We start from the raw sequence: 26,484 nt of genomic DNA, 5'->3' as shown, positions 1-26,484 counted from the left end.
CCGCGCCCGCCAGGCCAGCAGCATCCGGTCACTGAGTTGGGTTAATCAGCCAGGTGCCCGGTCTGTCAATCACCACGGACTGACTGCGCGTCGTATTCCCGGCATGCACATCAATGCGGTACTGGCCTGCCGCCAGGTTCAGCACGGCAAAACCGTTGCTGCTGGCGTGCAAGGCCACGGGCTGACCGTTCAGGACCACCTGTTCATCACCGGCCAGTTTCAGGTAAACCATCGCCAGGCCCGCGGGCACCGTGCCGGTCGCTGGTGCAGCACTGCGTTTCGCCACCTGTGGCACCGAAGCGGTTTGCGAGTTTTCAACCCACACCACCGCGCCGACGGCAATAACGGCAACGGCGGCCAGCGCCAGAAGCCCCGGTGACAGACGACGCACTGTGCGTCCGGTCAGCGGTTCCGCCATCGTCGCCCCGTGATTCATCGCCAGGACCACCGGTGGGACCGTGTCGGCCGCGGCTGCGTCCAGTTGGTTTTGCGCGTCATTGCGCTGTTGCAGACTGTTAACGACCGCCTCCACATCGCTGACCGGTAAGGCAATGAGGGCAGCAAACACGTCGATGCTCTGCGGACGATCGTGCGGTTTCATCAATAGCGCACAGTCAATGGCATGCAGCAGCGGCAGCGAATAGCCTGAAGGCTTACGCACTACCAGCGGTTGATAGTTGTCTTCAATGCAGCGCACCACGCTGACCGGCGGCGGGGAGCCGGTAATCAGCGTGTGCAGTACCGCGCCCAGCGCATAGATATCTGTCCACGGGCCTTGTTCACCTTCGCCTTCTTCGCTGTACTGCTCAATGGGGGCAAAACCCGGTTTCAGCATGATTTCGGTTTCATCAGAGAGATTGCCTATCTCTTTGCGGGCAGAGCCAAAGTCGAGCAGCACCGGCAGTTGATTTTCCTGAATCTGAATATTATCCAGCGAAATATCACGATGCAGATAGCCAGCCTGATGAATGGTATTGATAGCCCCCAGCAAGGGCGGCAGTAAGCGGCGAATCCAGTCTTCGGTGATAGACTCATGGCTGGTTAACTGCCACTCTTTCAACGTCATGCCGTTGTAGTAAAGTGTGCCCATATAGGCGGTGCCGTTTTGTTCCCAGAAGCGCAGGACATGCAACAGGCCCGGATGATTGAAGCGTGCCAGCAGTCGGGCTTCCTGAATAAAGCTGTTCAGACCGGCATTAAACAGCTTCTGAAAACGTTCACCGCGCAATTCCAGCGACATATCCGCCGTCCTGACCGCCAGCGAAACAGGCATGTATTCTTTAATGGCAATGGTGCGTTCAAGTTGATGGTCCCATGCGCGATAGACAATGCCGAAACCGCCGCCGCCAATCACTTCTTTGATTTCGAACTCGTTAAAGCGATATCCGTCAGGCAAGGCATTCGGTACTGCTTTCTGATTGTCATTAGCCGACATAGTGGACTCTCTGAACTGGGCCTGCTTGCCAGGCAACGCGATAATTAATGGATGTTACGCCAGGCACCTGCGCCGGGATCAACCTGATCCGCGCGCAAGGTGTCCACAAGTAACACATTCACTTTCTGTTGTGACGGTAAACTGCCTGCCCACCGGCTACGCAGCGTGCCGAGCCGTGCAGACAGGGCGCTGGCATTCTGCTGCGCAGTGGCTTTATCCGCTCTGACCAGAAGGGTGCCCTCAAAGCGCCACAGATGTTGCGTATCGTCGAAAGGCAGCACCAGCCAGCTGTCAGGCGCATCAGCACGGGTCACAATCATGCGCTGTTTATTGACGCTAACGATTTGCAGGGCGTTACCGGCAATGGCCAGACTGGCGATCGGGTAACCCTGGTAAAACGTGACGGCAAGCGTCTGCGGTTGGCCGTGTCCACTGACGGTAATATCACTGTTGCCTTCGAGCCAGCCTTCCGACGAGCAGCGCAACCGACCGCCTTGCGGGACAAAGATCGACAATCCGTTTTCGTCCCATGCGGTGCGAAAGCGGCAGCCATCAGGTAACGCAAAATGCTGTAACGGGGTGCTGTCTGCTGGCCGCGACGCGACAACCGGAACGTTACTGCTTGTGGCGGCATCGGCGTTCACAATCAGACGCCAGTTCTGCAATTTACTGGCGCTGCCGGAAGCCAGCACGCTACCCTGGCTGTTGGTCATTTGCCAGGGCAGAACGTCCAGTTCATTGCACTGATTCGCTAACAGTGTCCCGACGCGCGGCAGGAACGATTTAAGGATCTCTGCATTCTGGCTCTTACCCGAGACAATACGCAGTGGCAGTGTCTCCTGGCACCAGTCGTCGGGCGTTTTGCCTTCAACGTTGTCGATATACACTTCCAGTTCGAGGCTGGGTGAGTACACCACGCGATAATTTTCCGCCTGCGCAGTAAAGGCCATCAACAAGGTAGCCAGAGCGGGCAACCACACTTTCATAGCGTTTCTTTCATCCATCACGAGAGGGCAGAAAACGGGTTGAGTCAGCCAGCGAATAAAGCAGCGTGGCCTCCTGCGGTTCGCCGATCCACACGGCCAGCGCACTCAGATTATCTTTCTTTACTTCACGGCTCACGGCATGTTCCATCAACGTCAGCCACTCTTCACAGGCATTCACCATGCGCAAGGTCTGCTCCATTTCCCGGGTGGTCAGATTGAGCCAAAACCCGTCGCTACAGACTAAAAACGCATCGCCGTCTTCCAGCAGTATTTCGTCAGAAAAGCTCACAGGATGGGCAGGTTCTGTGCCGAGCGCATTATAAAGTAAATTACTGTTAATTCCGGTATTTTCATAGCCTGCCTCGCTCAGTTTTTGCACAAGACTGTGGTCGCGGGTGACCGCATTGAGCACGCCATGCCGAAAGTGGTAAACCCGGCTGTCGCCCGCGTGCGCCCACCATGCGCACTGTCGGGTGCGGTCGATAAACAGGCCCGCCAGCGTGGTGCACATCGTGGCAAAATTCGGATTATTACCCTGTGCGATTTCAAGCACAGAGCGGCACGTTTCTATCGCCTGCTGTGTGAAGGCGAGGGTAAGGTGCGGACAGGTGTGCAACTGAGTCAGCAGGCTGTCGCATACCAGTTGTGCCGCCTGTTCCCCACCGGGCAGTCCCGCTACGCCGTCGCATACCACGAAGCTGGCCTGATGGGCATTCAGTACCACACCGGTGCGATCCGCATGTTCATCACGCTGACCTTGCTGACTTCGCTGAGCAAACGCGATATTCATGCATCATCCGTACGCGTCTGGGAATCTTTGTACTGATTCACCTCCATGTCGTAAGCATGAAGGAAAGCTTCACCAAACAGCGTATGGAAATCGTCTTCGATTTCACCCGCAGTGCGCTGATAGCGGCGAGTGAAATAGTCCCACAGTGCGGCTTTTTGATAAGGCGTAAACGGGACTTTTGACACGGCACCGTCTGACTTCGCCTGCTCCTCCAGCCCCTGCGGATTAAACGACTGCAACATGGCGGCGATGATGGCGCGGATCCCGGCGATCATGCCCAACTGATGTGCCTGCAGATCCACCAGCGCATCCCGTACCGCCTGTTCAGGCTGCATAAAGCCCGGCATCTGGCTCTGGTACATCTGCATCAATACGGTTTTGCCCGAGGGCAGAATCTTGAACGGGTTATTTGCTTCGTTCAGGATCATCGTCATTTCCGCTTTGACGCCCCGTTTAAGGATAGAGCGCGACGACAGCAATGCCACCGTGCCCTGCGAAAACAGACTTAACATGCGGCCAGTGGTCCGCATCTGTTCTTCGTTAATCACCGTATTGTGGCCGTTGCTTAGTCCCATACCGTCAAGCAGCGCCGCGACCAGGTTGTCGTGATCGTGTGCGGCGGGCGAGGGCGCATATCGGGACTCACCGGCCTGGGGATCGATGGCCAGCCTGGCATCGCCCCGGTGGTCGTGGCGTCTGGCGACAGGTTCCTGAGCGACCTCTTCGACTTCAGTAAATTCGGGGATATCCAGCGGATTCGTCTGCGGGCCCGTATGGCTAAAAAACGCCAACGGATCGCTGTTGATGCCCTGTACCGCAGGGTCACGTACGTCGATGGCATAGTCGCCGATGCGCAGAGCATCCCCGTGTTTCAGGCTCACCTGCATCCCCCGGCTGAGCGGCACACCGTTGTGTTCGACCGGTGTCACGCTGCCCTGATTAGTCAGGCGGCACTCTCCGTTACAGGACAGGTGCACCAGCGCCTGCAGACGAGAAATAGAACGGGCTTCATCCGGTAACACCAAATCGTTATCCTGACTGCGGCCGATCGTGCCGCCCGGCGGATGAAACGTGACGGTTTTCACCGGCACATCAGACGTGCATTGAACGATGGTAAATTGCATGAGCTATCCCGTTATGAAGGACAAAGGCAACGTCTCACTCGAACATCGGTGGATAGAGGCCGTTGCGTCCCGGCTGTGCACCTGCTGCCGGATTAAACAGTAATGAGAACAGTTCTGCCGTGAGGGTACCGCTATGCTTGTGTGTCGCATGTACGAAACCGTCACTGCGGTTGCTCCACCAGTAACTTATGTGTTGCTGCGGGTCGAAATGTTCGGCGACGTCCTGCCAGCTCAGCGTGCAAGGCAAATCCGCGAAACCGATTACATCCATAATATCTGACGGCTGCTGGACCGGGACCATCAGCGGAGCCAGGGCCTGGATGTGCTGATCGAGCTGGTCCGGGCTCAGACCGTGAGTCACGGCATTCAGCAGCGTGGCCCCCAAATCCTGATACCAGTCCCCCGAGATCGTTAACTGTGCCGGATGCCACTGACTGAGCGGAAAGCTCAGCAAGGCCAGCAGCGGCCAGGCGCGCCCCACACGATCGCATGACGGTAACAGGCAGCCCATCTGTACCTGCTGACGCGTTGGCGTGATCGGTAAGACAAAATTCCACACCGGCGCGCGCAGAAAATCGGCGCTCACGGCCGCGTCCAGCTGATGCCAGTGAATGAGGCCCTGCTGAAACCAGTGATTCCACGGCGTGATGACCTGTTCAGTGAGCCGATGATGTATAAAGTCCCCTGTTGAGGGCAGTTTGCCAAACCAGCCAGGGGCCAGAGATACAGACATGTTCACCTCGCCATTATGGATTATGCGTTGTCGGGCGCTGTGCCTTCGCGGGGGCAATCGCCAGTACCGCGCCGCCGCGCCCCGCATTGTTCAAATTATCAGCCAGCTTGCGCATCATCAGCGCATTGTCACGCGCATAAGGTGAAGACTGAATTTGCTGATCGAGTAGCTGGCTTAAGTGCCAGTCAAGCTGCTGCAAATCCCGCGCGCTGACCTTTTCAGGTAACGAACGCTGCAGATTTTGCAGTAGCCAGGCCCGTAGAAATTCCCCATCGTAGTTTCTGGGCTGATACAGCATCTGATAAGCGCGGAGCGCATTACGACTGTATTCATTGTCATCACCGGGATCGTTACGCAGCAGGTTGGTGATCTGCTGAGCGACCCGGGGCAGCAGTAAAGACTTAAGCGCATTTTGATAAAGCGCCCAGGCGGCATCGCTGACCTGATTGCCACGATATAAGCCTGCCCGCATAGTAAGCGGCGGATTATCGAGAGAAAACTGGTCGGACACCGGTAACTTCACCAGGTTATTCAGAAAGGGTAGCAGATCGAAAATATTATCAGCGGGCTGATGTATCACTTGCTGACTTTGTGCAGAAATTGCCGGTACGCGCGCGGTAACCTGCTGCAGATAATGCTGGTTCTGATAGTAGCTGATCAACCACAGTCCGCTCATGATCACCAGCGCCCCGGCCAGCATGCCATAGCCAATCCAGTGCAGGAGCTGATTACGGTATTCCCAGCGGCGATTGCTGCCCGCCAGACCACTTTCTTTAAACACCAGATTGCTCAGCAAATCACGAATAAAAAAGCTCTGGCCTTTATTGCCGGGAATAGGGCTGTTGCGGTTGACCCGATCCCAGGCGGCAATCGAGTGAGCCCCCGCCTGACGCAGTTGCAGTTTGCGGCTCAGCTCGCCCATCACGCGGTCAAAAGGCAAACCTTCCTGTGTACCGCTGGTAAAGAACAGCCCACGAGGATTCCAGGCCACGGTCTCAGAACGCGGGGAAAAAATGCTGTCCAGGTATTCGCTGAGCAGGGGACGCAGCGAAGCAAACTCCTGCGGAAACAGAAAACATTCTGCCCGCTCATTGAGGTCGCGCTCATGGGTCATTTGCCCGGCCAGTTGCTGCTGCAGTTGCTGTTCTAACTGCGTAAACTGCCCCTCGAAGTGAAGATGCCAGTCCTGCTTGTGTGGCTTACCGGCTTCCCAGGGAAACGTGAAGCCCCAGATAGCATCGCGGCGGGCCTTCTCCATGCTGCCGAAATAACTCATAAAGCCTTTCAGCAGGTCGGTTTTGGTCACCATGACATAGACGGGAAAATGAATACCGGTGTGCTGATGCAGTTCGTTCAGCCGTTCGCGCAGGGCGTTCGCCTGTTCGTAACGCGCCTCAGCCGAATCGCTGAGTAAATCCGCGACGCTGATGGTCAGGATGACGCCGTTGATCGGCTGCCGCGCCCGATAGCGCTTCAGCAGATTGATAAAACTCTGCCACTCGCTGGCATCGCGTGCCCGCTGGCTTTCCTGTAACGCATAGCGCCCGGCAGTATCGATCAGCACGGCGCTGTCGGTGAACCACCAGTCGCAGTGCCGGGTACCGCCGACGCCGCGAACGGCCTCGTTGCCGAACGTATCGGTCAGGGGAAATTTCAGGCCGGCATTGAGCAGAGCGGTGGTTTTACCGGCACCCGGCGCACCAATCATCAGATACCAGGGAAGCTGATAGAGGTAATTGGCGTTAATCCGTGCCCACAGGCTGCCCTGGCGTCGGCCAAAATGGGTGCGCTTGAGGCGCATGGCCGCCTCACTAAAGCGCTGGCTGAGCAGCGCCTCAGTGGCCTGCCGTTCCGCCGGATCGTCGCTCTCTGCGACCTGCAACCGGTCAAGCAGGCGACTGTTGAACCAGGCACGGTACAGCGCAGGAATTAGCTGGAAACCAATCCAGAGAAGATAAAGCAGACTGACCACAATCTTGCGGTGTAGCGCGGGTTCAAGCGGGCGGGTTTCATTCCACGCGATAAGCGGTCCCAGCATCCACAGCAGGCAACTCAGTGCCGTGACGCCAATAAAGCTCCACAGCAGCCGATGCGTTAAGAATAAGCGGAAAGAAGCGCGCATCAGGGTGTTCCTTGGTGAGTACTCAGTGTTTCAGGTGCGGCAAACAGCGTAATTTCAACACGGCGATTACGGGTACGGTTCTCGCTGCTGTCGTTGGGCAGCAGCGGATCGCTGTCGCCGCGGCCTTCTGACCGCAGCACGTGTGAATCGGCCAGTTGCACCTGCAGTAACTGGCTAATCGCCCGGGCACGGGCGAAAGAGAATTCATAGTTTGAGGCAAACCGACTGCCGTCAACAGGCTGATCGTCGGTAAACACCGACACCAGAATGGTGCCTTTGACGTCTTTCATCGCTGCGGAGACCCGCGCCAGAAGCGCCCGGCCCACCGGATTAATCACCGTGCCCTGTTCGGCAAACAGCTTGTCTGCCGGGATAATCACTTTGCTGCCAAACGCACCGTCGCTGACTTCGAGCTGGCCGGCGGCGATCACGTCATTTAACCGCTGACGTAAGTCGAGCAGCGCCTGTGGCGACGAAGGGCGACGATTCATCATGATTTGTGGCAACGGCATATTATACAGACTGCGCAGCAGAGGCTCAGCCGCGTTGCCGAGCCGCCAGTTGAGTCCGCTGTAAATCAGGCAGCCGATCAGGGCCACCAGCATGGCACAGGCCCAGAGTGGCACCATCGGACGGGCCAGCGTATTAACCAGCGGATGTACCTGCACCAGCGGCGTGGACTCCGTGGTTTGCTGCGCACGGGTTTCGTCGATCAGCGCTTTTAACCTTGCCCGCAGGCTGTCGCACTGCGCCCGGCCTTTTTCACTGCCCCGGTAACGCCCTTCATAACCCAGCAGCAGGCAGTAATGAATAATTTCCAGCAGCCAAAGGTGCTGCTGAGGGCTTTGTGAAATGCGTGAAAGCAGCTGGAAGAACTTTTCGCCGCCCCAGCTTTCATTATGGAAGGTCACCAGCATGCCGTTGCCGGACCAGACGCCGCGCGTGCCCCATGGCGTTTGCGCGGCGGCTTCATCCAGGGCACTGCACACACAATACCGTGCACCGATGATCATCTCAAACGGCAGGCCTGCCTGCTTGCAGCGTTGTTCAAACAGGCGGATTTCATCAATCAGAGACTGACGTAAACCTGCCGGGTCATCGTGGGTAGCAGCCTGACGAATTTGCACCACCGCATTCAGCAGAGGCGCGGCCGCTTTAAGTAACAAATTTTCGCGACCAGAGGTCGTCACCTCACGCGGTGAAGATTCCACGCTCATGGCTGTGTGTACTTCCCGCGTTGCGTTGCGCGTCCGGCAGCATGCGCAGGACGGCAGGGGTTAAATTTCATCAGTTCATGATCCAGGTTGCCGTCGTGACAGGACCGCAGTGTCTGCTGTCGCCACCCACGTCAACGCACAGGGGTTAAGTTATCTGGCCATGCAAATGCGTGCTGCCTCGCGTGTCACCGTCAGGACGATGGTTCACACCTGTGGTCAGCTCAACCTCGCCGGGAGCCTGCCCGCGGACATCACCGCAATGGCATATCCGTATCGGCAACGTCGGGGTGGACCGGGGCTGTGTTGAGCCTTTGCCCGCGCGGCCTGACTCAGGCAAGGGCGGTGGGCATGTCCCGAACAGGGCGCGCACGTTCCACTGCACGTCACCGGCGAATCGGCATTGACCGAGGAGGGGGGCGTTTTGCTGCCGGACAAAAAATGTGCAGCTAACGGGCAAAACGCTAAATGATTTTTCACCCTTTTCCTCACGTCAGTGTCTCTGCCTGCACGATGTTTATCACACGTATCGCGCCTCCTCATCGGGAGGCGCACAGCCGGGCAGGTGATCTGTTCAGAGACAAGGCCGCTCATGGTCACTCTTTACAGCGCTCAGTCTACCTAAGACTTTTGAGAATTCAAACCATTGCACCCAATGATATAGCATGGTAATGGTCGTTTAGCCCGTTCCTTGTGCAGGGGCTTCAGGGATGGCGCCTCCGGGGCATTATCGGGCGCATTACTCGCGACATTTCGCCTCAAAAAAGCGGGTGATCCCATCCCTGCCACGGCCCGGCGGCCTGGGTAAAAGAATAAGCCGCGTTAACCACTTTACACCGCAGTGAGAAACGGAAAGGGCGGAACGTGCGGCACAAGCCGTCAGGCTAAGAAAAGACGGGGCGGAAACGGCACGGCTTTTGCTTGACTCCTTTTTTGTACGAAAAGGGGATGAGCAATGGATGACGCACTGAGCTGGGTGCAGGCCTCACGGCAAAGCGATATTGCCAGCCTGCAACGCCTTCGCCAGACCGGTAAACTCATTACCACCGTCAGCGAACTGGTGCATCAGCTTCAGCGTGAGCGGGGGGCGAGCACTCTGTGGATTTGTTCTGAAGGCCGGCTTTACGGTGAGCAGCGGCTCGCCAGTGAGCAGGATGTGACGCGCTGCCAACGGGATTTTTGCCAGGCCTTACCCAAAGCCGAAGCCCAGCCGGGATACAGCCGGTTCTGTAACCTGATCGCCGCCGCGCTGCAGGCCCTGGCCGGGTTACCGGCGTTGCGCCAGCAGATTACGCAACAACAGATTGCGCACGCGCAGGCCGTTGCGGCATTCAACACAATTATCCGTAGCTTACTGAACCTGGTCTTTGAAGCCGCCGACACCGCCAGCCATCCTGACATTACCCGCGCGCTCATTGCGCTGTTCAGCTTTATGCAGGGCAAAGAGCTGGCGGGACAGGAACGCGCTCTGGGAGCGGCCGGCTTTGCCGCCGGCCAGTTCAGCGCAGAGCAGCGCAGCGCCATGGTGGCCTTAATTGAAGCACAGGAACAAAGTTTTTCGACGTTCCAGCAGTTTGCCGATGAGGCGGTTTTGCACCACTGGCAGCCGCTGGCGCAGGCCAGTCGCGAGATTGAACGACTGCGGCGCATTGCCTGTACCGACGGGCGGCGGGATGACAGCGGCGCACCGCACTGGTTTTCACTGCTGTCACAGCGTATCGATCAAATGAAACTGCTGGAGGATCAGCTGTCAGCCACGCTGATGTCGCGCTGCCGCGAGGCGATCGCACTGGCACAGCATCAGGCCGCTGAACCCCTGCATGTGGCACAGTCGGGCTGCAATTTTACGTTATATGTCTCGGGGGCGGACTGGCTGGCTGCCGAGTCCGGTGCGCTGAACAGCGACGGGCTGGCGCCCCAGCTCGGTCGCTCGCTGCTGTCGTTGATCGCGGAGCAGTCCCAGCGTTTGCAGCATCAGGCCAATGAGCTGGCCACTCTGCGCGCCACGCTGGAAGAGCGCAAACTGCTCGACCAGGCTAAAAACTGGCTGATGCAGCAGCATGGGTTGAGTGAAGAGCACGCCTGGCAACGGCTGCGTAAAAGCGCGATGGATCAGAACAAACGGCTGCCGGAAATCGCTCAGGCGATCGTCACGGTGGCCGCCACGATGAAGAGGTAACTCGAAAGCGTTAGCTGCACAATGCTTGTGCGTGATCTGCGTCACCAATGTGCAAAATCGGTTAAAAACTCACCAGAGAAAACCCTGAAGCGCCACGCGCAGGACCGTTTCAAAGCTGGCACGCGGTTTGCTTTACCTTACTGAGTGTGTGCATTTGCTTTGCCAACGGCGGTAAAGCGAGTGCTTTGGATAAAGGCGTCCATCTCCCTGTGAAAGCAGTGGAGAGGACGCCTTTTTTTATTTCCTGAGGGTGGCAAAAAATGAGCAAATCGCCAGTTTCACTGTCTCGTCGTCAACTGCTGTTATCCAGCGCCGCCGTTGGCGGGCTGTGGCTGTTGCCGGGATTGCGCAACGCCGTATGGGCGGCGGGTTCCGATGCGCCAGAAAAAGCCACCGTGCGGGTGGGATTTATTCCGCTGACCGACTGTGCGCCGGTCGTCATGGCCTCGGTGAAAGGCTTTGACAAAAAATATGGTCTGACGCTACAGCCCAGTAAAGAAGCCAGTTGGGCAGCCGTCCGCGACAAGCTGATCTCCGGTGAGCTCGATGCGGCACACGTTTTGTACAGCCTGATCTATGGCCTGCAACTGGGCGTTGCCGGCCCGCAGCATGCGATGGCGAACCTGATGACGCTCAATAATAATGGCCAGGCGATCTCCCTGTCGAACCAGCTGAAAGCGCAGAAGGTTACCGATGCCGCCAGCCTGAAAAAGACCATCGACAGCCAGGCCAAAGGCAGTCTCACTTTTGCCCATACCTTTCCGACCAGCACCCACGCGATGTGGCTGTACTACTGGCTGGCGAATGCCGGTATCAATCCGTTTGATGACGTGCGCACCGTCGTCGTGCCGCCGCCGCAGATGGTGATGAATATGAAGATTGGCAATATGAGTGGCTTCTGTGTGGGCGAGCCGTGGAACCAGCGCGCCATCAGCGACGATATTGGTTTTACCGTCGCCACCAGTCAGCAGATTTGGCCCGATCATCCCGAAAAAATTCTCGGCACCCGCGCCGCGTGGGTGAAAGAGAACCCCAATACGGCGCGCGCGCTGACGGCGGCTGTCCTTGAGACGGCACGCTGGATCGATGCTTCCGATGATAACCGCCGCGAAACGGCGCAGGTGCTGGCCGGGCGCGCCTGGATCAACACCAAACCTGAGATTCTGCAAGGCCGCATGCTCGGCCAGTACGAAAACGGGCTGGGACAGAAATGGCAGGATCCGCATGCGATGCGCTTCTTCCATGACGGCAGCGTCAGTTTCCCGTATCTGTCCGATGGTATGTGGTTCCTTACCCAGCTTAAGCGCTGGGGAATGCTGACCCAGGATCCGGACTACCTGGCTGTCGCAAAGCAGATCAACCAGATCGATATCTACAAACAGGCTGCCAGCGCTGTCGGCAACGTCACGTTGCCCGGCAGTGAGATGCGCAGCAGCACCCTGATGGACGGCAAAGTATGGGATGGATCGAATCCTGCCGCTTACGCCGCCAGCTTTGCCATTAACCATAAAGAGAGGTCGTGATGAAAACCCAGACTCGCTCGCTGGCGCAGCCTGAGACGCTGCCCACCCACGCCACCGTGGTGCCCCTTCAGGTGACGCCAAAAAAGATGCGTTCACCTGCGCGCCTGCGTCCGTTTTTGCAGCGTGCCATTCCCGCGCTGTGCGGTGTGCTGCTTCTGCTCCTGATCTGGCAGATCGCGGCGCTTTCCAGCAAAGGCTTTCCCGGCCCGTACGCCACCTGGGAGGCGGCGAAAGTCCTGTTCGCCGATCCGTTCTATAACAACGGTCCTAACGATCAGGGCATCGGCTGGAATGTGCTGGCCTCGCTGCAGCGCGTGGCTGTCGGCTTTGGTCTGGCCGCGCTGGTGGGGATTCCCGCAGGCTTTCTGCTGGGGCGTTTTACCTTTGTGGCACGCATGTTCAATCCGGTTATCGCGCTACTGCGCCCGGTCAGCCCGCTGGCCTGGCTGCCTATCGGCCTGCTGCTGTTTCAGCGGGCCGAACCGGCCTCCAGCTGGACCATTTTTATCTGTTCCATCTGGCCGATGATTATCAATACCGCAGAAGGCGTACAGCGCATTCCCCAGGATTACCTCAACGTGGCGCGCGTGCTGCAACTGTCGGAATGGACCATCCTGCGCCGCATCCTGTTTCCCGCCGTTCTGCCAGCGGTGCTGACCGGGGTCCGCCTGTCGATTGGCATCGCCTGGCTGGTGATCGTGGCCGCCGAAATGCTGACGGGCGGCCTGGGGATCGGCTTCTGGATCTGGAACGAGTGGAACAACCTCAATGTTGAAAACATCCTGATTGCCATTTTGCTGATTGGCGTCGTCGGCCTGCTACTGGAGCAGGGACTGATGCTGCTGGCGCGTCGCTTTAGCTGGGATAAATAAGGGGAACACTATGCAACCTATCATTCGTGTACAGCAGGTCAGCCAGCGTTTTACCACCTCCGGCGGCGATTTTCTGGCGCTCGATAATGTCAGTTTTGATCTTCATCAGGGGGAAACGCTGAGCCTGATCGGTCACTCTGGCTGTGGTAAATCCACGCTGCTCAACCTGATCGCCGGTTTAACCCGGCCTACCAGCGGTGTCCTGTTGTGCGATAACCGCGAAGTTACCGGCCCCGGCCCTGAGCGCGCCGTTGTGTTTCAAAACCACTCGCTGTTGCCTTGGCTGACGGCGTATCAAAACGTTGAGCTGGCGGTCGAGCAGGTGTTCAAAGGCAAGATGAACAAGGCCGAAAGGCGTGACTGGATCGAGCACAACCTCAACCAGGTGCAAATGAGTCATGCCATGCATAAGCGCCCCGGCGAGATCTCCGGCGGCATGAAGCAGCGCGTCGGCATCGCCCGCGCGCTGGCAATGAAACCTCGCGTGCTGCTGCTGGACGAACCCTTCGGTGCGCTGGATGCCTTAACGCGCGCGCATCTGCAGGACAGCGTCATGCGCATCCAGCAGGCGCTGAACACCACCATCGTCCTGATTACCCATGATGTGGATGAAGCCGTGTTGCTGTCCGATCGGGTGCTGATGATGACCAATGGCCCGGCGGCGCAGGTGGGCGACATCCTGACGATTGACCTGGCCCGGCCGCGTTCACGCGTGGCGCTGGCGGATGACGTGCGTTATCACCATCTGCGCCAGAAAGTGCTGCATTTTCTCTACGAAAAACAAACCTCGGCGGCATAAGGACGACACCATGAGACAACGGTTGCTGGTTGTGGGTAACGGGATGGCGGGCATGCACATGGTGGAAACCCTGTTGCAGCTGGCGCCGACGCGTTACGACATCACCGTGATTGGCAGTGAGCCGCACGGCAACTATAACCGTGTGCTGTTGTCGCCACTGCTGGCCGGAGAAACCACCGTTGCGCAAACGCTGATCCACGATCGTGACTGGTATCACCGTCACGGCATGACCTTGCTGGCGGGAGAGACGGTGGAACAGGTGAATGTCGCTGAGCGGACCTTACGCACCGACCAGCGCCTGCTGCACTGGGACCGCCTGGTACTGGCGACCGGATCGCAGCCCTGCCGGCCGTCTGTCCCAGGCAGCGACCTGCCGCATGTCAGCACCTTTCGCACGCTGCAGGATGTGGACACTTTGCTGGCGGGGCAGGGTCCGGTTGTGGTGGTCGGCGGGGGCTTTCTGGGTATTGAAGCGGCCGCCGGCCTTCAGGCACAGGGGCGTCAGGTTACGCTGATTCATCGTCAGTCGTGTTTGCTGGACAGACAGCTGGACGCCAGGGCAGGGGAATTACTGCTGGCTCAGCTCCGGGCGCGCGGCATTCGCTGTGAACTGAATACCAGCCTTGCGGCGATCCGGACGGATAGCGTGATCCTCCACGATGGCCGGGTGCTGGCGGCGCGGCAGGTGGTGATGGCCATTGGTGTCCAGCCGGCAATCGCCCTGGCGCAGGCCGCCGGGATTCCCTGCCAGCGCGGCATTCTGGTGGATCGCCAGTTGCGCAGTGCGCACGCGGGAATTTATGCCGTAGGCGAATGTTGTGAAATCAGCGGCGAGACCTTCGGTCTGGTCGCGCCCTGTCTGGCCCAGGCGAAGATTCTGGCGGCGCAACTGGCCGATCGGCCTCAGGCGGATTTCTACAGCGCGGCCACGGGCACCCGTCTCAAAGTCAGCGGCATTTCCCTGTTTAGCGCCGGTGACGTTCGCGAAGCCCCGTCTGTCACTAGTTTTGACCCGATCGCCGGGCACTATCGCCGCCTGTTCCTCAAAGACGGCCGGCTGAACGGCGTGCTGCTGTATGGCGACTGCCAGCAAAGTGGTGCGCTGCTGAACCAACTCCATAATGCCGGACCGGTTTCTGTGAATACGCTGTTCGGCCTTGATGAACCTGAAACGCAGCCGCTGGCTGCAGGAAACCCTGTGATGAGCCAAACGAAACCTGTATTAGCCGTGGTGGGTCACGGCATGGTCAGCCACCATTTTCTGGAGCAACTGGTCGATCGTAACCTGCATCAACATTATCACGTGGTGGTTTACGGCGAAGAGCGCTATCAGGCTTACGACCGGGTTCACCTTTCCGAGTATTTCACCGGTAAAACGGCCACGCAGTTGTCGCTGGTAAGCGAAGAATTTTTTGCCCAAAACGCGATTGAACTGCGTAGCGGTTGCCGGGTAGAGGCGATCGATCGCCAGCAGCGCAGCCTGCGCGACAGCGCGGGCCGTGAGCTGGCCTGGGATAAGCTGGTGCTGGCCACCGGCTCGCGCGCCTTTGTCCCCCCGGTACCCGGCCATGACGGCGAGCGCTGCTTTGTCTACCGTACGCTGGACGATCTGGATGCCATCGCAGCCTGTGCCCGCCAGAGTCAGCGCGGCGTGGTGATCGGCGGCGGGCTGCTGGGCCTGGAGGCCGCCAACGCGCTGAAGCAGCTTGGGCTGGAGACCCACGTGGTTGAGTTTGCGCCGCGCCTGATGGCCGTGCAACTGGACGAAGGCGGGGCGCTGATGCTGCGGCAAAAGATCGACGCGCTGGGCGTGACGGTACATACCGCGAAGCAGACCGAACAAATTGCCAGCCAGCCTGACGGCAGTCTGGTGCTGCACTTTGCCGATGGCGGCGAGCTGGCCACCGACCTGGTGCTGTTCTCTGCCGGTATCCGTCCGCGTGATGAGCTGGCCCGCAGTGCCGACATCAGCGTGGGGCCGCGCGGCGGCATTACCATCAATGACCATTGCCAGACCAGTGACAGCGACATTTATGCCATCGGCGAATGCGCGCTGTGGAACGGGCAGATTTTTGGCCTGGTAGCGCCGGGCTACCAGATGGCGCGAGTGCTGGCCGGGCATCTGGCGGCCGAACCCGCGCAGTTCACTGGTGCCGACATGAGCACCAAACTGAAGCTGCTGGGCGTAGACGTCGCCTCCTTTGGCGATGCGCACGGCAAAACGCCGGGCAGCCTGAGCTACCACTGGGCCAATGGACCAAAAGGCATTTACAAGAAGATCGTCGTGAGCGCCGACAATACACGACTGCTGGGCGGCGTGCTGGTGGGAGACAGCAGCGACTATGCCACCCTCCTGCAAACGATGTTAAATGACATGCCGCTGCCGGCAGTACCGGAAGCGCTGATTTTGCCTGTATTAAATGGCGCGCCGGCCAAAGGGTTGGGCGTCGCTGCGCTGCCGGACAGCGCCCAGGTGTGCTCCTGTCATAACGTCAGTAAAGGCGATATCTGCCAGGCGGTGCAGAGCGGCTGTGGCGAGATGGCCAGTATTAAAAGCTGCACCAAAGCGGCAACCGGCTGTGGCGGCTGCGCTGCGCTGGTAAAACAGGTAATGGAGTTTCAGCTGGAAAACCAGGGCGTCGCCGTTAAAAAAGACATCTGTGAGCACTTCGCCTATTCCCGCCAGGCGCTGTATGACCTGATCCGTATCAATGGCATCAAAACCTTTGACGAGCTGCTGGCCAGCCACGGACGGGGCTGTGGTTGCGAGGTATGTAAACCGCTGGTGGGTTCGCTGCTGGCCTCGTGCTGGAACGATTACCTGCTGAAACCGGCCCATTTACCTTTACAGGACACGAACGACCGTTACTTTGCCAATATCCAGAAAGATGGCACCTATTCGGTAGTGCCGCGCGTGCCAGGGGGCGAGATCACGCCACAGGGCCTGATCGCCATCGGCGAAGTGGCCGCGCGTTACGATCTCTATACCAAAATCACCGGCGGCCAGCGTATCGATCTGTTCGGTGCGCGACTGGACCAGTTGCCTGCTATCTGGGAAACCCTGCTGGAAGCCGGCTTTGAAACCGGTCATGCCTACGGAAAATCCCTGCGTACAGTGAAATCCTGCGTTGGCTCGACCTGGTGTCGTTATGGCGTGCAGGATTCTACCGCCTTCGCCATCGCGCTGGAGAACCGGTATAAGGGCCTGCGCGCACCACATAAGATCAAGATGGCCGTGTCCGGCTGTACCCGCGAATGTGCGGAAGCGCAAAGTAAAGATATCGGGGTCATCGCCACGGAAAACGGCTGGAACCTGTATGTCTGCGGCAATGGCGGCATGAAGCCACGCCATGCGGAACTGTTTGCCAGCGATCTGGACGATGACACGTTGATCCGGTACGTCGACCGGATTCTGATGTTCTACGTGTGCACGGCGGATCGCCTGCAGCGTACCAGCGTCTGGATGGATAACATGGAGGGCGGGCTGGACTACCTGCGTGAGGTGGTGATTCATGACAGCCTGGGGATCGCCGCCACGCTGGAACAGGACATGCAACAGGTGGTAGACACCTGGCAGTGCGAATGGCAGACCACGCTGGCCGATCCTTCGCGACGTGCGCTGTTTACCGCCACAGTGAACAGCGATCACCCGGATGAAACGCTGCACTATGCGCGCGTGCGCGGACAACGCCAGCCCCACAAGGCCAGCGGTATTCCCCTGATGCATCTGCCCGCCGAACCCTGGAGCGAAATCTGTCCGCTGGAGGCCATCCCGCCAGAGGCCGGCATCGGGGCCCGACTTGGCAGCGTCCGTATTGCTTTATTCCGTCTGGGTGATGACTGTTATGCGCTGGAGGATCGTGAGCCAGGCAGCGAAGCCAGCGTGCTGTCACGCGGCATCCTTGGCGATGTTGCCGGGGAGCCGGTGGTGATCTCTCCGCTTTACAAACAGCGGGTGCGCCTGCGGGACGGACAGAGCCTGGATAACCCTCAGCATCAACTGCGCTGCTGGCCGGTCAAACTGGAGGACGGCCAGGTGTGGGTCGCCAACCGTCCGCTTAACCTGATGGCGCAGGCATCATGAAAACCACCTGCGCTTATTGCGGTGTGGGCTGCGGCGTCGAGGTCACGCAGTCGCAGAGCTCGTCGGCTCAGGTCCGGGGCGATGCCAGTCATCCGGCGAATGCCGGGCGGCTGTGCGTGAAGGGCGCGGCGCTGGGCGAAACCCTGACACAGGCCGGACGGTTGCTGCATCCTCAGCTTCATCACCAGCGCGTCAGCATGGAGACGGCGCTGGATGCCGCGGCTGACGGACTGCGCAGGATTATCGATACGTACGGCCCGGAGGCGGTGGCTTTTTACGGTTCCGGCCAGTTACTGACCGAGGATTACTATGTGGCGAACAAGCTGATGAAAGGTTTTCTCGGCGTCGCCAATATCGATACCAATTCACGCCTGTGCATGGCCTCAGCGGTGACGGGCTATAAACGGGCGTTTGGCGCGGATGCCGTGCCGTGCTGTTACGAGGATCTGGATCAGGCCGAGGTGGTTATCCTGGTCGGCTCGAACGCCGCCTGGGCTCATCCGGTGCTGTTTCAGCGCCTGAAGCAGGCAAAAACGCAGCGCCCTGAGATGCAGGTTGTGGTGATCGATCCGCGCCGAACGGCCAGTTGTGAATTCGCCGATCTGCACTTACCGCTCCGGCCGGGCAGCGATCCGGCCCTGTTTTCGGGCCTGTTGCACTGGCTGGAACAGCATGGCGGCATTGACGCCACGATGCTGCCGCATCTGGACGGTGTAGACACAACCTTACAGGCCGCGCGGCAGTGGGATTGTGCGACGGTGGCAGCCCATTGTGATATCAGCCACGACATGATCGCCGCGTTCTACCGGTTGTTTACCCGGCATGAGCGCGTACTGACCTTATGGTGTATGGGCATCAACCAGTCACAAAGCGGCAGTGACAACAACAATGCCATTCTCAATGCGCATCTGCTCAGCGGCAAGATAGGCCGACCCGGCTGCGGCCCGTTTTCGCTGACCGGACAGCCGAATGCGATGGGCGGGCGGGAGGTTGGCGGACTGGCCAACCAACTGGCGGCTCATATGAGTTTCACCGCGGAAGACTGCGACCGTTTACAGCGTTTCTGGCGCAGTCCGCGTATGGCGCGTCAGCCCGGCCTGACGGCGGTCGATCTGTTCGACGCCATTGAGCGCGGGGCGATCAAAGCCGTATGGATTATGGGCACCAATCCGGCGGTTTCGATGCCAGAAGGCAATCGCATTGCCCGGGCGCTGGCTGCCTGTCCGCTGGTGATAGTGTCAGACGTACTGGCGCAAACGGATACCACCGCCTTTGCGCATATTTTGCTACCCGCGCAGGGCTGGGGGGAAAAGAACGGCACCGTGACCAATTCTGAACGCCGGATTTCCCGCCAGCGCGCGTTTATGCCCCCGGCCGGAGAAGCGAAACCGGACTGGTGGTTACTCGCCCAGGTCGCCCAGCGTCTGGGCTTTCATGAAGGCTTTGCCTGGACGCACCCGGCAGCCATCTTCCGCGAACACGCGGCGTTGTCGGGGTTTGAGAACAACGGCCAGCGCGCGTTTGATATCAGCGGTCTGGCCGGGATGAGCGACGCACAGTGGGATGCGCTGACGCCGGTGCAGTGGCCGGTCAACGCCCGCTATCCCCAGGGTTGCGCGCGGCTGTTTAGCGACCGGCACTTTTACCATCCTGATGGTAAAGCCCGCCTGTTGCCACCGGCCACGCCGCAGCCCGTCGCGTGCAGGGCGGCGTATCCGTTATTGATGAACAGCGGACGGATCCGCGATCAGTGGCACACCATGACACGCACCGGTCTGGTTCCCCGGCTCATGCAGCATTGTGATGAGCCGTTTGCAGCACTGCATCCGCAGGACGCACAACGCTATGGCCTGTGCGCGGGGGCACTGGCACGGGTGCAGTCCGACGCGGGCTGGATGACGGTGCGCGTGACGCTGGACAGCGGTCTGCGACGCGGTGAGATCTTTGTCCCTATGCACTGGAACCGACAGTTCAGTCTGCAGGGCACGGTCGGCGGGCTGGTGGCCTCAACCCGCTGTCCGGTCTCGGCGCAGCCTGCCTTTAAACAAACCGCCGTACGTATCCAGCCGCTCCACACCCACTGGCAGGGCTGGCTCTGGCAGCGCGACGTAAGCCCGCCTGACGGACTGCGCTACTGGGCGCGTACACCCTATGAGGGCGCGCAACGTTTTAGCCTGGCCGGAGACGGTTCGCCAGAACAGTGGCTCACGGCAACGATCCCGCTGGACGGGCTGCAACGGCAAACCGCCCACGCGGCGGAACCGCATTACCGCCTGCTGGCCTGGCGCAACGGTGAGCTGCAGCTGGCTTTTTATGCCGGCGCGTCGTTACCCGCGATCGATCATGACTGGGTTGCGCAGGCTTTTCGCCAGGCGCCGGCGAATGCGGCGGAACGGCATGCTCTGCTGGCAGGACAATCGGCACAACGTGCCGTGGCTGGCCGGACGATCTGTAGCTGCTTTGGCGTCGGAGAAAACACGATCTTACAGGCGATTAAACAGGGCTGTCACAGCACCCAGGCACTGGGTAACGCACTCAACTGTGGTACTAACTGCGGCTCCTGTCTGCCGGAGCTAAAACACCTTTTGCTTTCCGTTGCTGTACCGGAGGAAGAATGACGATCGCGATCAACGCTTTAGATAAACTGCTGGCGCCGGAAAACGCGTCCAGCCCGGGCAAGGTCTGGCTGGTCGGGGCTGGGCCGGGGGATGTGGAGCTACTGACAGTCAAGGCGCTGCGTTTGCTGCAACGCGCGGACGTCGTGGTTTATGATCGCCTGGTCAGCGAAGCGGTGATGGCGGAAGTCGCCAGCAGCGCGCTCTGTATCGACGTCGGTAAACAGCCGGGTCATCACGGCCTGAAGCAGGCACAGATCAATCAACTGCTGGTGGATCTGGCCGCCAGCGGGCGCAATGTCGTGCGGTTAAAAGGCGGCGATCCCTTTATCTTTGGCCGTGGCGGCGAAGAGATGGTCAGCCTGCAGCAGGCGAATATTGCCTGCGAGGTGGTACCCGGCATTACCGCCGCCGTGGGCTGTGCGGCTGCCAGCGGCATTCCGCTGACGCACCGTGACTGCGCCCAGTCATTGCGCTTTATCACAGGGCACGGGCGCAGCGGCGAACCGCAGCTGGATGCGGCGGCGCTGACCGCCACCAATCAGACGCTGGTGTTTTACATGGGGTTAAGCTGGAGCAGCGTGATTAGCGCCCGGTTACGGGAATATGGCCGCAGTGAGGCGACGCCGGTGGCAATCATTGAAAACGGTACGCGCCGGGACCAGCGGGTGCTGATCACCACGCTGGCCGGGTTGCCTGATACGGTCGAACAGCAAAAACCGGTGTCACCGTCGTTACTGATTGTGGGCGACGTGGTGCGCTATTACCGTGCCGATCTTATGGCTGCCCAATCGCGCGAGACGGCGATGAGCGTGACGGCATCGCACTGACGATGACGGCGTCGGGGGAAAAATCAGGGACAGACTATCCTGACCGGCGGGTCGGAGTGGGCGCAACCAGCACCCTGACGCCCAGCGCTTCAAAGGCCGCAATATGCGACGGGCTGATCCCACTGTCGGTGATCAGATAGTGGATGTGGCTCCAGTCGCAGGGCAGGGCAAACATCGAGACCTTGTCGATTTTGCTGGAGTCCGCCACGACATAAACGGTACTGGCGGAGTTAATCATCGCCATTTTCACTTTAATATCGGTTTCACTGGGAAAGCTCAGGCCCAGCCGCGGCGAAATACAGGCGGTGGCGAGAAACAGCTTTTCCGCCAGCACATTTTCAAAAAAGCTGGCCGCTTTCTCGCCCGACGTTGACAGCGTCGGAAACTTAAAGGTGCCGCCTGTCAGCAACACATTAATGCCCGGCTCACCGCCCAGTTTCAGGGCGATGTTGACGGCGGTGGTGACCACAGACAGACGGCGAATGTGGCTGATGGCATCGGCAATCGCCGTCGTTGTCGTACCGGAATCGAAAATCACCGTATCGCCATTTTCGATGTGCTGCGCGGCCAGACGACCAATGGCGTCTTTCTCTTCCAGATGCGTCTGACGTTCAAGCTGCAACAGGCCGGTGTTCTGCTTGCCGGTCATCAGCGTTGCGCCACCATGATAGCGTTGTACAAATCCCTGTTTTTGCAGCATGCGCAGGTCGGTCCGCAGCGTGGCCTCGGTAAGCCCAAAAGTTTGGGTTAACGCTTTAACCGTTACCGTGCCGTCTTCCCGAATCATCTCTAAAATCTTTTCACGCCGCTGCTGCATTTCAGCTAACTGCTCAGTTTTGCTTTTCAATCGAAATGCTCCCTCTTTTACTTGCATCGGGCTTCGTGCATTCACGCGCTGTGAAAGAGTTTACCTTGCCGGTTTCGCTTTGGCGAGTGAGCGCCGATTCTCTGTGTGTTTTCGAACGAAAATGAATGTGACTTATTGTCGCCTCCTGTCTCTCACCCTGTCACCGTTTGCACCGCCTGTTTCACGGGATCTGTAATCTGGATCACGGGATTTTAACGGGCTGTCGCTGCCTGAAGGGCATTTTCGCGAAATTTGATCTTAGCCACATTAACCATCAATTCGATAGCATATATTTTTGTTCGAAAATGATTGTGGGGAATTAAAAACCTGAGAGGACAGTCGGATGAGCAGTGAATATGACGTTAACCTGCGTTATGGCGTAGACAACAACATGGATCTCAGCGGCAAAGTAGCCGTGGTGACGGGCGGTCTGGGCGGCATTGCCATGGCCAGTAACGAGATGTTGTTGAAGAAAGGGGCTCGCCTGGCGCTGCTTTATCCGCCTTTTGAAGCCGAAAAAGCGGAACACCTGCGTGAGACGTTCGCCGGTCAGCCGGTGCAACTGGTGTGCTGTGATGTGACGGAACCTGCCGACGTTGAACGGGCGTTCGGGGAGGTGGAAAACCACTACGGACATATCGACATTCTGGTGAACTGCGCGGGCTATGTGATGCTCCAGCCGGTGCTGGACACCGAATTTGCGGAATGGCAAAAGCAGATCGCCGTCAATCTGACCGGGCCTTTTCTGTGCTCGCAGGCAGTGGCGAAACGCATGGTCCGGGCTGGCAACGGCGGCAAGATTATTAATATCGCCTCTCAGGCGGCCTCCATCGCTATCGACAACCATGTGGCCTATACCTCGGCGAAAGCTGGCCTGCTGGGTATGACAAAGGTGATGGCGAAAGAGTTCGCCCCGCACCGCATTAACGTCAATACCTTATCACCGACGGTGGTACTGACGCCCATGGGCGAAAAAGCCTGGCGCGGTGAGAAGGGCACAGAAATGAAAAAACTCATCCCCTTAGGCCGCTTTGCCTATACCGACGAAATTGCCGCCGCCGTCCTGTTCTTTGCCAGCAATGGCAGCGACATGATCACCGGTGCTGACCTGATGATCGACGGTGGATTCACCATCTGGTAAGGCGACCGGCCCGTCATCTTTTCCCTGCCACAACGATAATAGCGAGACATCACCATGAAAAAAACGACGTTGCTCTGTACTTCGATTGCCGCCTGCCTGTTTTCCCACGCGGCGCTTGCCGTGGAAAAGGGCACCATCATGATTTTGGTTAACTCCCTGGATAATCCCTATTACGCCTCAGAAGCGAAGGGGGCCAATCTGAAAGCGCAGGAACTGGGCTACAAAACCTCGGTGCTGTCTCATGGTGAGGATGTCAAAAAACAAAACGAGCTGATCGATGCGGCCATCGGCAAAAAAGTGCAGGGCATCATTCTGGATAACGCGGACTCGACAGCCAGCGTCGCAGCCATTAAGAAAGCGAAAGACGCCGGGATACCGGTGGTGTTAATCAATCGCGAAATCCCGGTAGACGATGTGGCGCTGGAACAAATCACCCATAACAATTTTCAGGCCGGTTCGGATGTGGCCAACGTGTTTGTCGAGAAAATGGGTGAGAAAGGCAAGTATGCCGAGCTGACCTGTAACCTCGCAGATAATAACTGCGTCACCCGTTCAAAATCCTTCCACCAGGTGCTGGAACAGTATCCCGATATGCAAAGCATCGCCCGTCAGGATGCCAAAGGCACGCTTATCGACGGCAAACGCATCATGGACAGCATTTTACAGGCCCACCCGGACGTAAAAGGGGTGATTTGCGGTAATGGTCCGGTTGCGCTGGGCGCGATTGCCGCACTAAAAGCGGCAGGCCGCAACGATGTGGTCGTGGTCGGGATTGACGGCAGCAATGACGAGCGTGATGCGGTGAAAGCCGGGACCTTAAAAGCCACCGTCATGCTGCAGGCCCAGGCGATTGCCGCGCAGGGCATGACTGACCTGGATAACTACATCCAGAAGGGCGTCAAGCCGGAGAAACAACGTGTGATGTTCCGCGGCATTTTGATCACGCCAGACAATGCCAAAAACGTACAAGATTTTAACTACAAGTCGTAATTCACGCGTATTGCGCCCGTCTTTACGGGCGCCAGGGAGAATGTATGTACAACCGACTCTGTCTGATAGTGGTGGTCGCCGCGCTGAGTGGCTGCCGTATTGTCTCGCAGCAGGAACTGGCCGATCTCAAGAATCCCCCCAATCCGCACATGGCCAACATCCACGCCCTCTGGCAGCAGAAGCTGGTTCCGCAGATCGTCGCTCAGGCCAGACCGCTGGGCGAGTTGATGCAGCGGCTGCAGGCAGAGAAGGATCTGGACAGCGCCTGTAAGGCGCTCGGCTATCGCTCACAAAGCGAAAACCCCTGTGTCTTTAGTGTCAGTGTCAGCGGCGATGTGACGGCGCTGGAGACCACCTCGCGCAACGGCAAAATGAAAGTCAAAGATGCATCGGGTGACACTGTCACTATTCAGACGGGCCCGATTATTCGTGGTACGGCGCTGCGGGATGCGTATAAAGGCATCAGCTATCAGGACTTCAACAATCAGGACCTGTTCAGTGATTTTGGCAAAGCCATTAATCAGCAGGCCGTCAACATGATGAAGGACAGCCATATCAAAACCGGTGATCACGTCCAGGTGGTAGGGGTGTTCAGTAGCTGGGATATTCCGCGCGCCCTTCCTGCTATCACGCCAGCCCAGATTACGCGTCAGTGAGGAGGTGATCATGCCTGAAGCGCAACCGCAAGACGACGTCATTATTGAAACGCGTGGCCTGTCACGCGTGTATCCCGGTGTGACCGCGCTGGATCAGGTCAATTATCGGGTCTATCGCAACAAAGTAAATGTGCTGATCGGGGAGAACGGCGCAGGCAAATCCACCATGATGAAGATGCTGGCGGGGGTTGAAACGCCCTCATCAGGTGAAATCTGGCTGGATGGCAAGCCGGTTACGCTCAGTTCCACTCATCAGGCTGAGAAGTTGGGCATCAGCATTATTTTTCAGGAACTGAACCTGTTCCCCAATATGAACGTGATGGACAACATCTTTATCGCCAACGAATTCTTTCAGCGCGGCGTCATCAATGAAAAGTACCAGTATCAGCTGGCCCAGGCGCTGCTGGAGCGGCTGGAGCTGGACGTCGATCCCTGTGCGCCGCTGGATGAGTTGGGCATTGGTCATCAACAACTGGTAGAGATCGCCCGGGCGCTGTCAAAGGACACGCGCGTGCTGATCATGGACGAACCCACCAGCGCCCTGAGTCAGTCGGAAGTCAAAGTGCTGTTCAACGTGATTGAGCAACTCAAGCGACGTGGCGTCACCATCATTTATATCTCCCATCGGCTGGAAGAACTGATGGAAATTGGCGACCACATCACCATTTTCCGGGACGGGCGCTTTATTGCGGAACGGGAGGTGCGCGAGGCCAGCGTGCCCTGGATCATTGCGCAAATGGTGGGCGACAAGACAAAACATTTCGACTATCAGCCTGCCGTACAGGGCGAAACGGTACTGAAAGTCGACGGGCTGACGGCGCTGCATCAGAACGGCGGTTACCGCCTGAATGCAGTCAGTTTTAGTCTGCGCAAAGGCGAGGTGATTGGGATTTATGGTCTGCTGGGTGCCGGGCGAACGGAGCTGTTTAAAGGTCTGATCGGGCTACAGCCCTGTCAGGACGGGCATATCTGTCTGGGTGAGCAGCGACTGGATACCTGTAATTTTCAGCAGCGGCTCAGGCGTGGTATTGCGCTGGTGCCGGAGGATCGCAAGGGCGAAGGCATCGTGGGGTTGATGTCGATCACCGCCAACATGACGTTGTCCGATCTCAGCCTGCGCGGGTTTCGACGCGCGCTGGGCCTCGTAAACCCTGAACGGGAGCAGCAGCGGGTGAATGAGATGATTCGGCAGCTGGCCATTAAAGTCAGCGACAGCGAACTGCCCATCACCTCGCTGAGCGGCGGCAACCAACAGAAAGTGGTGCTGGGCAAAGCGCTGATGACCGGTCCTCAGGTCGTCCTGCTCGATGAACCCACGCGCGGCATTGATGTGGGCGCCAAAACCGATGTGTACCACCTGATTGGTCAGCTGGCGCAACAGGGGCTGGCGGTCATGTTTTCGTCGTCTGAACTGGATGAGGTCATGGCGCTGGCCGATCGCATTCTGGTGATGGCCGACGGCCGTATTACTGCCGATCTTCCCCGCGCGGATGCCACGCGCGAAAAACTGATTAGCGCGTCAACCCCGCAAGCCTGAGGTGCCG

20 protein-coding genes are annotated in these 26,484 nt (G+C 58.5%); 12 read left to right on the top strand and 8 right to left on the bottom strand.

Going from position 1 to position 26,484, the window contains the following annotated elements; all coding sequences use genetic code 11:
- Positions 1-28: 28 nt before the first annotated feature.
- From C1N58_RS09330 to icmH, 7 genes are read right to left on the bottom strand one after another with little or no spacing between them, the layout of a single operon-like run.
- On the bottom strand, positions 29-1,435 hold the full coding sequence (locus C1N58_RS09330; protein ID WP_006118911.1) for a serine/threonine protein kinase: 1,407 nt from the start codon (positions 1,433-1,435) through the stop codon (positions 29-31).
- Between the two features lie 44 nt (positions 1,436-1,479).
- The gene (locus C1N58_RS09325) at positions 1,480-2,421 is read right to left on the bottom strand and encodes a hypothetical protein (protein ID WP_394549560.1); all 942 of its coding nucleotides are present in this window, start codon (positions 2,419-2,421) and stop codon (positions 1,480-1,482) included.
- A gap of 10 nt (positions 2,422-2,431) precedes the next feature.
- Entirely contained in the window at positions 2,432-3,211 is a 780-nt protein-coding gene (locus C1N58_RS09320; protein WP_394564820.1) for a PP2C family protein-serine/threonine phosphatase, read from the bottom strand.
- Positions 3,208-4,335, bottom strand: coding sequence for a type VI secretion system-associated FHA domain protein TagH (gene tagH, locus C1N58_RS09315; protein WP_205951792.1), 1,128 nt, complete (start codon positions 4,333-4,335; stop codon positions 3,208-3,210). Before tagH ends, C1N58_RS09320 begins: the two co-directional genes overlap by 4 nt.
- Positions 4,336-4,369: 34 nt before the next feature.
- Positions 4,370-5,068, bottom strand: a complete 699-nt coding sequence (gene tagF / locus C1N58_RS09310; protein ID WP_394549559.1) for a type VI secretion system-associated protein TagF — start codon at positions 5,066-5,068, stop codon at positions 4,370-4,372.
- 13 nt (positions 5,069-5,081) lie between these two features.
- A complete protein-coding gene (gene tssM, locus C1N58_RS09305) occupies positions 5,082-7,190 on the bottom strand; it encodes a type VI secretion system membrane subunit TssM (RefSeq protein ID WP_033741079.1) in 2,109 nt (702 codons plus the stop codon).
- Positions 7,190-8,407: a type IVB secretion system protein IcmH/DotU gene (gene icmH / locus C1N58_RS09300; RefSeq protein ID WP_033741082.1), complete on the bottom strand. Its 1,218-nt coding sequence runs from the start codon at positions 8,405-8,407 to the stop codon at positions 7,190-7,192. The genes tssM and icmH overlap by 1 nt, the downstream gene beginning before the upstream one ends.
- Before the next feature lie 109 nt (positions 8,408-8,516).
- Here icmH and C1N58_RS09295 point away from each other — a divergent pair, with 109 nt between their 5' ends.
- The 8 genes from C1N58_RS09295 (at position 8,517) to cobA (ending at position 21,306) form a co-directional block, all read left to right on the top strand.
- Complete coding sequence (locus C1N58_RS09295; protein WP_394549558.1) at positions 8,517-8,714, top strand: hypothetical protein; 198 nt, start codon at positions 8,517-8,519, stop codon at positions 8,712-8,714.
- Positions 8,715-9,359: 645 nt separating this feature from the next.
- Positions 9,360-10,583, top strand: a complete 1,224-nt coding sequence (locus C1N58_RS09290) for a nitrate regulatory protein (RefSeq protein WP_039340692.1) — start codon at positions 9,360-9,362, stop codon at positions 10,581-10,583.
- Between the two features lie 260 nt (positions 10,584-10,843).
- Positions 10,844-12,106: a CmpA/NrtA family ABC transporter substrate-binding protein gene (locus tag C1N58_RS09285; RefSeq protein ID WP_058701709.1), complete on the top strand. Its 1,263-nt coding sequence runs from the start codon at positions 10,844-10,846 to the stop codon at positions 12,104-12,106.
- Positions 12,106-12,978, top strand: coding sequence for a nitrate ABC transporter permease (ntrB, locus tag C1N58_RS09280; RefSeq protein ID WP_006118920.1), 873 nt, complete (start codon positions 12,106-12,108; stop codon positions 12,976-12,978). The genes C1N58_RS09285 and ntrB overlap by 1 nt, the downstream gene beginning before the upstream one ends.
- A 10-nt stretch (positions 12,979-12,988) precedes the next feature.
- Positions 12,989-13,777: an ABC transporter ATP-binding protein gene (locus C1N58_RS09275; protein ID WP_033741085.1), complete on the top strand. Its 789-nt coding sequence runs from the start codon at positions 12,989-12,991 to the stop codon at positions 13,775-13,777.
- Positions 13,778-13,787: 10 nt separating this feature from the next.
- A complete protein-coding gene (nirB, locus tag C1N58_RS09270) occupies positions 13,788-17,861 on the top strand; it encodes a nitrite reductase large subunit NirB (protein ID WP_394564819.1) in 4,074 nt (1,357 codons plus the stop codon).
- A complete protein-coding gene (locus tag C1N58_RS09265) occupies positions 17,858-20,479 on the top strand; it encodes a nitrate reductase (protein ID WP_394564818.1) in 2,622 nt (873 codons plus the stop codon). Before nirB ends, C1N58_RS09265 begins: the two co-directional genes overlap by 4 nt.
- A complete protein-coding gene (gene cobA / locus C1N58_RS09260; protein WP_058701711.1) occupies positions 20,476-21,306 on the top strand; it encodes a uroporphyrinogen-III C-methyltransferase in 831 nt (276 codons plus the stop codon). The genes C1N58_RS09265 and cobA overlap by 4 nt, the downstream gene beginning before the upstream one ends.
- Positions 21,307-21,340: 34 nt before the next feature.
- Here cobA and C1N58_RS09255 read toward each other — a convergent pair whose 3' ends face one another.
- Positions 21,341-22,153 (bottom strand): DeoR/GlpR family DNA-binding transcription regulator, encoded by an 813-nt coding sequence (locus C1N58_RS09255; protein ID WP_033741089.1) that lies wholly within the window; start codon positions 22,151-22,153, stop codon positions 21,341-21,343.
- 343 nt (positions 22,154-22,496) lie between these two features.
- Between C1N58_RS09255 and C1N58_RS09250 the strand changes: the two genes are divergently transcribed.
- From C1N58_RS09250 to C1N58_RS09235, 4 genes are read left to right on the top strand one after another with little or no spacing between them, the layout of a single operon-like run.
- Positions 22,497-23,294 carry a GolD/DthD family dehydrogenase gene (locus C1N58_RS09250; protein WP_006118926.1) on the top strand — a complete coding sequence of 266 codons (798 nt, stop codon included), beginning with the start codon at positions 22,497-22,499 and terminating at the stop codon, positions 23,292-23,294.
- Positions 23,295-23,348: 54 nt separating this feature from the next.
- Positions 23,349-24,284: a D-ribose ABC transporter substrate-binding protein gene (locus C1N58_RS09245; RefSeq protein ID WP_033741095.1), complete on the top strand. Its 936-nt coding sequence runs from the start codon at positions 23,349-23,351 to the stop codon at positions 24,282-24,284.
- A 44-nt stretch (positions 24,285-24,328) separates the two neighbouring features.
- A complete protein-coding gene (locus C1N58_RS09240) occupies positions 24,329-24,940 on the top strand; it encodes a DUF2291 family protein (protein ID WP_058701712.1) in 612 nt (203 codons plus the stop codon).
- 10 nt (positions 24,941-24,950) lie between these two features.
- Complete coding sequence (locus C1N58_RS09235; protein ID WP_058701713.1) at positions 24,951-26,477, top strand: sugar ABC transporter ATP-binding protein; 1,527 nt, start codon at positions 24,951-24,953, stop codon at positions 26,475-26,477.
- The last annotated feature ends 7 nt before the right edge of the window (positions 26,478-26,484 follow it).

Source organism: Pantoea sp. SGAir0180 (assembly GCF_043546245.1).
This window is presented reverse-complemented; position numbering and strand designations above follow the sequence as displayed.